This is a genomic window from Micrococcus sp. KRD096 (genome assembly GCF_017168495.1).
GTDB classification, from domain to species: Bacteria; Actinomycetota; Actinomycetes; order Actinomycetales; family Micrococcaceae; genus Micrococcus; species Micrococcus luteus.
On the sequence record NZ_JABFAY010000017.1, the window covers coordinates 121029 to 129949 of the forward strand.

At 74.4% G+C, this 8921-nt stretch carries 8 protein-coding genes; all 8 read right to left on the reverse strand.

What is annotated here, in order from left to right; all coding sequences use genetic code 11:
* Positions 1-248: 248 nt before the first annotated feature.
* The gene (gene eno, locus J1M41_RS08415; RefSeq protein ID WP_206451553.1) at positions 249-1526 is read right to left on the reverse strand and encodes a phosphopyruvate hydratase; all 1278 of its coding nucleotides are present in this window, start codon (positions 1524-1526) and stop codon (positions 249-251) included.
* A 177-nt stretch (positions 1527-1703) separates the two neighbouring features.
* Positions 1704-2510: a MazG nucleotide pyrophosphohydrolase domain-containing protein gene (locus J1M41_RS08420; RefSeq protein ID WP_206451554.1), complete on the reverse strand. Its 807-nt coding sequence runs from the start codon at positions 2508-2510 to the stop codon at positions 1704-1706.
* A 7-nt stretch (positions 2511-2517) separates the two neighbouring features.
* Entirely contained in the window at positions 2518-3729 is a 1212-nt protein-coding gene (locus J1M41_RS08425) for an adenosine deaminase (protein WP_041102916.1), read from the reverse strand.
* Positions 3730-3753: 24 nt separating this feature from the next.
* Positions 3754-4401: a DedA family protein gene (locus tag J1M41_RS08430; RefSeq protein WP_206451555.1), complete on the reverse strand. Its 648-nt coding sequence runs from the start codon at positions 4399-4401 to the stop codon at positions 3754-3756.
* Between the two features lie 4 nt (positions 4402-4405).
* Positions 4406-5740: a thymidine phosphorylase gene (locus tag J1M41_RS08435; protein ID WP_206451556.1), complete on the reverse strand. Its 1335-nt coding sequence runs from the start codon at positions 5738-5740 to the stop codon at positions 4406-4408.
* A 74-nt stretch (positions 5741-5814) separates the two neighbouring features.
* Positions 5815-6246, reverse strand: a complete 432-nt coding sequence (locus J1M41_RS08440) for a cytidine deaminase (RefSeq protein WP_010079337.1) — start codon at positions 6244-6246, stop codon at positions 5815-5817.
* 2 nt (positions 6247-6248) lie between these two features.
* Positions 6249-7556, reverse strand: coding sequence for an ABC transporter permease (locus tag J1M41_RS08445; protein ID WP_095347466.1), 1308 nt, complete (start codon positions 7554-7556; stop codon positions 6249-6251).
* On the reverse strand, positions 7553-8921 hold a 1369-nt coding region (locus J1M41_RS08450), incomplete at its 5' end, for an ABC transporter permease (protein WP_206451557.1). The genes J1M41_RS08445 and J1M41_RS08450, both read right to left, overlap by 4 nt.

The window sequence follows — 8921 nt, forward strand, 5'->3', positions numbered from 1 at the left end:
GCTGGACCTTCACCACGATCAGGTCCGCGGCCGCCGGGGCCGCGACGGCGGTCCGGCGCGGGGCGCCCGTCGTCGGGTCGACACGGGGCACGCGGGGGCGGCGCGGACTCATCGCGGACTCCTTCGGACGCGTGGCGGGGACCCTCCCAGCCTACTGCCCGCCCCTGACAGGATCCTGGTCGCGCCGGGACGGGCGCGGGCCCGCCCGGAGGGATCCGGGCGGGCCCGCGCGTCGTCGTCGGGGACGGTCAGCCGCGGAAGCGCGGGAAGGCGGAGCGGCCCGCGTAGACGGCGGCGTCGTCCAGGTCCTCCTCGATGCGCAGCAGCTGGTTGTACTTGGCCACGCGGTCCGAGCGGGCCGGGGCGCCGGTCTTGATCTGGCCGGCGTTGGTGGCCACCGCGAGGTCCGCGATGAACGTGTCTTCGGTCTCGCCCGAGCGGTGCGAGATCATGCAGTGGAACATGTGGCGCTGGGCCAGGGCGATCGCGTCGAAGGTCTCGGTCAGGGAGCCGATCTGGTTGACCTTCACGAGCAGGGCGTTGCCGGCCTTCTCGTCGATGCCGCGCTGCAGCCGCTCCACGTTGGTGACGAACAGGTCGTCGCCCACCAGCTGGACGCGATCGCCCAGCTGCGCGGTCAGGTGCTGCCAGCCGTCCCAGTCGTCCTCGTCGAGCGGGTCCTCGATGGAGACGATCGGGTAGTTGTCCACCAGCTCGGTGTAGTAGGCGGCCATCTCCTCGGCGGAGCGCTGCTGGCCCTCGAAGGTGTAGGAGCCCTTGTCGAAGAACTCGGAGGAGGCGACGTCCAGCGCCAGCGCGATGTCCTCGCCCAGGCGGTAGCCGGCCTTCGTCACGGCCTCGGCGATGAGGTCCAGGGCGGCCCGGTTGGACTCCAGGGACGGGGCGAACCCGCCCTCGTCGCCCAGGCCGGTGGACAGGCCCTTCTCCTGCAGCACGGTCTTCAGGGCGTGATAGACCTCGGTGCCCCAGCGCAGGGCCTCGCGGAAGGACGGGGCGCCGATCGGGGCGATCATGAACTCCTGGATGTCCACGTTGGAGTCCGCGTGGGCGCCGCCGTTGAGGATGTTCATCATCGGCACGGGCAGCACGTGGGCGTTCGGGCCGCCCAGGTACTTGTAGAGCAAGAGGTCGGAGGCCTGCGCGGCGGCCGCCGCGACGGCCATGGACACGCCCAGGATCGCGTTCGCACCCAGATTGCCCTTGTTGGGGGTGCCGTCCAGGTCCCGCATCGCGCGGTCCACGGCGCGCTGGTCCGCGGCGAACTCGCCCTCGAGCTCCTCCGCGATGCCCTCGACGGCGGCGACGGCGTCCAGCACACCCTTGCCGCCGTAGCGCTTCTTGTCCCCGTCACGGCGCTCGACCGCCTCGAACTCGCCGGTGGACGCGCCCGAGGGCACGGCCGCGCGGCCCAGGGAGCCGTCGGTGAGCAGGACCTCCACCTCGACGGTGGGGTTGCCGCGCGAGTCGAGGATCTCGCGAGCGTGGATGGCGTCGATCAGGGCCATGGACGGGTCTCCTTCAATCGAAGTCGGAAGTCGTGCCCGCGGCGTGGACACGGCCTCAGCCTAGCTGGGACCTCAGGTTCCAGTCGGCCGCGCGCCGGCGACAAGACCGCCGTTCCCCCCTGCTGCGATGTCGCTGGGGCGCGGTCGGGGCTGCGGCCGGGCCGGAGCGGCGCCGCGTCAGCCGGACGGGCGCAGGGCCGACCAGTCCCCCGCACGCACCCGCGCCACCGTGGTGCGCAGGGCCCGTTCGGGGTCGAGCCCCGCCGCCCGGGCCCGGCGCACCAGCGCGAACAGCTCCGCCCCGAGCGCGGCCTCGTCGGGCCACACCGCCGCCGGGCGCTCCCCCGCCTCGGCGGCCGGCGCCGGGACGTGCGCGGCGAGCGGGTCCGGCTCCTGCCGGGCCGCGCGGTCGACCACCTTCGCGGCGGCGGCCAGCGCCGGCAGCCGGGCCGGGATGTCGCCGACGTCGAGGCCCGGGCCGGTGCCGCCGTCGTCGTGGGCCGGGGCGGCGGGCGAGAGCCCCGCGGCCGCCCGCTCCTGCGCCTTGACCCGCTCCCAGGCCAGCTCGACGGCCTCCGGCGTGACGGCGGCGAGCTCCTCGGCCGGGCGCAGGCCGCCCTCGGGGGTGAGCACGAGCGGGTTGCGCCGGATCATCTTGGCCGTGAGGGCGTCGGCGGCGTCGTCCAGGCGGAACCCGACCGTCTCCGCCGGGGCGCCCGGCGCCCGGGAGACGGCGGCGTGCAGCACCACCTGGAACAGGACGTCCCCGAGCTCGGCGGCCAGGGCGGGGTACGCGCCGTCGGCCCGACGCGCGGGCACGTCGGCCCACGCGGCGGCGTCGCGGGACTCGATCTCCGCCACCGCCTCGTACGCCTCCTCCACGAGGTACTCGGCGAGGTCGGCGTGCGTGAGCGCGGCCGTCCAGGGGCAGTGGTCGCGCAGGGCCTCGACCACCGCCACCAGACGGTCCACACTCGCGCTCACGGGCGGATCAGTCGTCCTCGTCCTCGTCGTCCAGCTCCTCGAGGACCGGGCCGACGGCGTCGCCGGAGATGACCTCGCCCCAGCCGGCCACGAGGATCTCGGCGAGGTCCTCGCGCTCGTCCACGGACAGGAAGGCGGCCTCGGCGGCGTTGAGCTGCAGGTCCAGCAGCTCGGAGAGCGAGTAGCCGAAGGTCTCGGCGAGCAGGTAGAGCTCGTCGGTCAGGGACACGTCCGAGACGAGCCGGTTGTCCGTGTTCACGGTGACGCGGAAGCCGAGCTGCACGAGCAGGTCGATGGGATGGCCCGCGATGCCCGCCGCGGCGTCCACCGCGCCGGTCTGCAGGTTCGAGGACGGGCAGACCTCCAGGGCGATCTGCCGGTCCCGCACCCACGCGGCGGTCTCGCCCAGGTCCACGATGCCGGTCAGCTCGTCCAGCTGCTCGCCGTCCTCGTCCACGCCGCCGTACTCCACCGAGATGTCCTCGGCCAGGCGCACGCCGTGGCCCAGACGCAGGGCGCGGCCGTCCACGAGGGCCGAGCGGACGGAGTCCAGGCCGTCGCCCTCGCCCGCGTGCACGGTGACGGGCAGGTGGTGGGCGGCCAGCCACGTGAAGGTGTCGGCGAAGCGGGAGGGCGGGAACCCGGCCTCGGCGCCCGCGATGTCGAAGCCCACGACGCCGGCCTCGCGGTGGCGCACGGCCAGCTCGGCGATCTCCTGGGCCCGGTCGGCGTGCCGCATCGCGGTGACCAGCTGGCCCACGCGGATCACGTGGCCCGCGGCGTCGGCGGCCTCGACCGCCTCGTCCAGGCCGGCCTGCACGGCCTCGACGGCCTCGTCCAGGCTCAGCCCGCCGGCCAGGTGCTGCTCGGGGGCCCAGCGGATCTCGCCGTAGATGACGCCGTCGGCGACCAGGTCCTCGACGAACTCGCGGGCCACGCGGCGCAGCTGCTCGCGGGTCTGCATCACGGCGGTGGTCAGGGCGAAGACCTGCAGGTACTTCTCGAGGGACTCGCCGTTGGCGTGCTCGGCGATCCACTCGGCCAGGCCCTCGACGGTGTCCGCGGGGACCTCGACGCCGGCCTCGCGGGCCAGGTCGAGGACGGTGCCCACGCGCAGGCCGCCGTCGAGGTGGTCGTGGAGGGAGACCTTGGGCAGGACGGCCAGGTCGACCTCGAGCGGGGAGGGGGATGCGGTGTCCGGAAGCTGCGTCGTCGTCACGGGCGTCACTCTACGGCAGGGCGCTCAGCGCAGGGCCTCCTGCTCGGCCAGGGTGAGGCCCTTCACCCCGGCGCCCAGCCGGCGGCGCAGCAGGGCCTTGAGCAGACGGTCCAGCAGCAGGCCCACGAGCGCGGCACCCGTCACGGAGACGGCGATCTGCAGCACCGGGTTCTCCAGCCAGCCCGCGGTCAGGCGCGCGATCATGATCGAATACGCGGCCCAGCTGGCCGTGGAGAGCAGGTCCAGCGCCACGAACCGCACCGGCGGATAGCGGGTGGCGCCGGCGGTGAAGTTGAGGGCCACGCGGCCGCCGGGGATGAACCGGGCGGTGAACAGCAGCAGCGCGCCGTGACTGTGCAGGTGGTGACGGGCGACCTCGACCGTGGCCCGCACCCGCCGCAGCCGCATCCACCGGAACCGCTCCACGCCCACGGCACGGCCGATCGCGTACGCGGCCACGTCCCCCAGGAACGCGCCCGCGAAGCCGACCCCCCACAGCGCCCACAGGGAGAACGGATGCCCGTCGCGGACGATCGCGCCGAGGGCCACCAGCACCGACTCCGACGGGAAGACCGGCACGATGCCGTCGAGCAGGCACAGCAGCAGCGTCAGCGGCAGAACCCACCACTGCGCGGAGGCGTGGAGGATCGCCCCCTCGAGCCACGCGAGCATCCGGTCAGCCGATCCGGTCCAGGATCACGGAGCGCTCGCGCAGGGTCCGGGCGGCGTCGTCGTCGAGCTCGCCGACCGCCCAGCCGCCGGCGAGCGCGGCCTTCGCCCGCTCGAAGCGCTCCGGCGTGTCCGTGTGCAGGGTCAGCACCTTCTGGCCCCGGGCCACGCGCTCGCCGGGGCGCACGTGCACCTCGACGCCGGCCGCGGCCTGGACGGCCTGGCCCTGTCGCTCCCGCCCGGCGCCGAGGCGCCACGCGGCCAGGCCCACGGCCATCGCGTCCAGCTCGGTGAGGACGCCGTCCGTCTCCGCGACGACGTCCTCGGTGTGGGCCGCCGTCGGGAGGTCCGCGCGCGGGTCGCCACCCTGGGCCTCGATCATCCGGTTCCACACGTCCATCGCCCGGCCGTTGGCCAGGTGCTCGGCCGGGTCCACGTCCGTGACCCCGGCGCCGGCGAGCATCGCGGCGGCGAGCGCCACGGTGAGCTCCACGACGTCGGCCGGGCCGCCGCCGGCGAGCACCTCCACCGACTCGCGGACCTCGAGGGCGTTGCCGGCCGTCCGGCCCAGGGGCACGGACATGTCCGTGAGCAGCGCCGAGGTGTCCACCCCGGCGTCCCGGCCGAGGTCCACCATGGTCCGGGCCAGCTCGCGGGCGGACGCCTCGTCCTTCATGAACGCGCCCGAGCCGCACTTGACGTCCAGCACGAGGGCGCCGGTGCCCTCGGCGATCTTCTTGGACATGATCGAGGAGGCGATCAGCGGGATGGCCTCCACCGTGCCGGTGACGTCGCGCAGGGCGTACAGGCGCTTGTCCGCCGGGGCCAGGCCCGAGCCGGCCGCGCAGATCACGGCGCCCACCTCGGAGAGCTGGCGCAGCATCGCCTCGTTGCTGAGGTCGGCCCGCCACCCGGGGATCGCCTCGAGCTTGTCCAGGGTGCCGCCGGTGTGGCCGAGGCCGCGGCCGGACAGCTGCGGCACCGCCACCCCGAAGGAGGCCACGAGCGGGGCCAGCGGCAGGGTGATCTTGTCCCCCACGCCGCCGGTGGAGTGCTTGTCCGCGGTGGCCAGGGGGCGGCCGTCCGGGGTGGTGAGCCCGCCGAAGTCCATGCGCTCGCCCGAGGCGATCATCGCGTCCGTCCAGCGGGCGATCTCGGCGCGGTCCATGCCGTTGAGCAGGATCGCCATGGCCAGGGCGGACATCTGCTCGTCCGCCACCACGCCGCGGGTGTACGCGTCCACCACCCAGTCGATCTGCTCGGGGGACAGCGTCCCCCGGTCCCGCTTGGTGCGGATCACCTCGACGGCGTCGAAGGGCTCGGCCTGCGGCTGCGCGGTCATGGGGTTCTCCTCGGAGGACGGCTGCGACGGTCAGCCTCCGACTCTAGCGAGCGGGCCCGGGAGCGCGCCGCAGGTCAGGGACGGTCCGCCCGCTCCAGGTCGGCCGGGCCGAAGGCGTCCGGCAGCACCGCGTCGATCCCCCGCTCCCCCGCCGGGGTGAGCAGCACGAGCCCGGGGGCGCGGAACTCGTACAGCAGCTGGCGGCACCGCCCGCAGGGCATGGTGAGCACGCCCTCGCCGTCCACGCACACGAACGCGGCCAGTCGGCCGCCCCCGCCCATGCGCAGGTCGGCCAGCAGCGCGCACTCGGCGCACAGGGTCAGCCCGTAGGACGCGTTCTCGATGTTGCAGCCCGAGACGAGGCGGCCGTCGTCGGTGAGCGCGGCGGCGCCCACCCGGAACCCCGAGTAGGGCACGTAGGCGTGCTCCGTGGCGGCCAGGGCCGCGGCCCGCAGCCGGTCCCAGTCCACGCGCGGCGCCGTCGTCGTGTGCTGCCCGTCCGCCACGGCTACTCCTTCACGTACGGCACGCCCGAGGCGGCCGGGCCGCGCGAGCGGCCCACGAGGCCGGCCACGGCGAACACCGTGACGAGGTACGGGAGCATCGCCATGAACTGGCTCGGCACCGGGGTGCCGAGGATCGCCAGGACGTACTGCATGTTGGTGGCGAAGCCGAACAGCAGCGCCGCGAAGAACGCGCCGATCGGGTTCCAGCGGCCGAAGATCACGGCCGCGAGCGCGATGAAGCCCTGGCCCGCCGTCATCTCCTTGGTGAAGGACGACGCGGAGACGAGCGTGAAGAACGCCCCGCCCATGCCGGCCACCGCGCCGCCCAGCAGGACGGCGGCGTACCGCGTGCGGTTCACGTCGATGCCCACGGTGTCCGCGGCCTTGGGGTGCTCGCCCACGGCGCGCACGCGCAGGCCCCAGCGGGTGCGGAACAGGGCGAACCACAGCGCGATGACGAGCAGGTACATCGCGTAGCCCAGGATCGTCTGGTTGAACAGGATGGGCCCGAGCACGGGGATGTCCGCCAGGCCCGGGATCCGCAGGTTCGGGAAGTGCGGCGGCGCGTTGAGCTCGGTGTCCCCGCCGGTGAGGACGGTGGAGTACAGGAAGCTCGTCAGGCCGGCCACGAGCACGTTGAGCACGACGCCGACGATCACCTGGTTGACCAGGTACTTGATCGAGAACACGGCGAGCAGCCAGGACACGAGGACGCCGGCCACGATCGCGGCGGCCAGGCCCGCCCAGGGCGAGCCGGTGGCGGTGCCGACGACGGCGGCCGTGAACGCGCCCGCCAGCAGCTGACCCTCGATCGCGATGTTCACCACGCCCGAGCGCTCGGCCAGGATGCCGGCCATCGAGCCGAAGATCAGCGGGACGGCCAGCGCGAACGAGCCGGCGATCAGGCCGGTGAGGAACACGGTGGTGTTGTCCGCCGAGCCGATCACCCAGATGAGGAACGCGGCCACGAAGGCGACGGCGAACAGGGCCGCGGCCCAGCCGGGGGTGCGCCCCGAGCGCAGGGTCGCCAGCCAGGCCACCGCGGTCAGCACCGCCATGAGCCCGACGAGCAGCCAGCCCCCCAGCACGGGGTCGGCGGTCAGGTCCGGGAGCACGACGGCGTCGGACGCGTTCGAGAGTCGGAAGGTCGCCGCCGCCTCGGGGGCGCCGAGGGCGAAGACGGCCAGGGCCAGCAGGGTCAGGATCGTCAGGGCGATCGGGGTGGTCCAGTGCCGGACCACGACCCGGGCGGGCTCGGCGGCCTCGGGGCGGACGACGTCGGCGTGGGGCCGGGCGGCGGTCGCGCTCATCGGGCGTCCCCCTTCTGCTCGTGCGGGCGGTGGGTCGGGGCCGTGTCCGTGGGTGCAGTGGTCGGAGCCTGCGGGTCCGCGACGGCGGCGGCCGCGGCCTCCTGGACGCCCGTGGACGGGGCGGCGGCGTGGCCGCCGGCGCCGGTCAGCGCGGCGCCGGCCACGGCGGGCTGGGTCACGGGGTCGGCCGCGCGGCGGGCGCGCGCGGCGCCCGGGGCGGGCAGCCGGAAGATGGCGCGCACCAGCGGCGGGGCCGCGATGAGCAGCACGATCACGGACTGCACCACGAGGACGATGTCGACCGGCACCCCGGTCTCGGTCTGCATGGTCACGCCGCCGGCGCGCAGGGCGCCGAAGAGCAGGCCCGCGAACAGCACGCCCACCGGGTGGGACCGGCCGAGCAGCGCCACCGTGATCGCGTCGAAGCCGAAGGACCCGGCCACGGAGGTGTTCAGCGTGCTCTCCGTGCCGGCCACGTGGGTGGCGCCGGCCAGGCCGGCCAGGCCGCCGGAGATCGCCATGGCGGCCAGGTAGGAGCCCTTGACGGAGATGCCGGCCGTGCGGGCGGCGTCCGGGTTGGCGCCCACGGCCCGCAGGCGGAAGCCGAGGGTGGAGCGCTGCATCAGCCACCACGTGAAGAGCACGGCCAGCAGCGCGACGAAGAAGCCCCAGTGCAGCCGGAAGTCGGTCCCCAGCAGCCGCGGGAACATGGCGGAGCGGTCCAGCGGCGCGGACACCGGGTTCGTGGTGCCGGGCGCCCGCAGGACGGGGGTGTTCAACAGGTAGGCGAGCAGGTTCACCGCCACGTAGTTGAGCATGATCGTGAGGATCACCTCGTGCGCGCCCGTCCAGGCCTTGAGCACGCCGACGACGGAGCCCCACAGCACGCCGCCGAGCACGCCCATCACGACGACGAGCAGCAGGTGCACGCCGGCCGGCAGGTGCAGGTGCACGCCGAACCACGTGGCGAACATGGCGCCGAAGATGAACTGACCCTGGCCGCCGATGTTGAACAGGCCCGCCCGGAAGGCGATGGCGATGCCCAGCGAGATGATGATCAGCGGGGTCGCCACGGTGAGGGTCTCGGTGAGCGGGTAGAGCATGCCCGTCGCGTCCGAGGCCCGGTAGTTGAAGACGGCGCCGCGGAATAGGGCCGCGAAGGCTCCGGCGAACGCGGCCCAGGCGGCGGAGAGCAGGTCGCCCGGGCGGGCGAAGAAGTAGCCGGCGGCGTCGCGGACGTCCTCGTCCACGGCGATGATCAGCAGGCCGGAGATCAGCATGGACAGCAGGATCGCCAGGGCGGTGACCGTGCCGTTGCCCGAGAGGATCCGGCGCAGGGCGGAGTCGGCGGGGGCGGGCCGGGCG

Coding starts and splice junctions, on each gene's coding strand:
- eno (WP_206451553.1), bottom strand. CDS start 1,526: ATGGCCCTGATCGACGCCATCCACGCTCGCGAGATCCTCGACTCGCGC.
- J1M41_RS08430 (WP_206451555.1), bottom strand. CDS start 4,401: ATGCTCGCGTGGCTCGAGGGGGCGATCCTCCACGCCTCCGCGCAGTGG.
- J1M41_RS08435 (WP_206451556.1), bottom strand. CDS start 5,740: ATGACCGCGCAGCCGCAGGCCGAGCCCTTCGACGCCGTCGAGGTGATC.
- J1M41_RS08445 (WP_095347466.1), bottom strand. CDS start 7,556: ATGAGCGCGACCGCCGCCCGGCCCCACGCCGACGTCGTCCGCCCCGAG.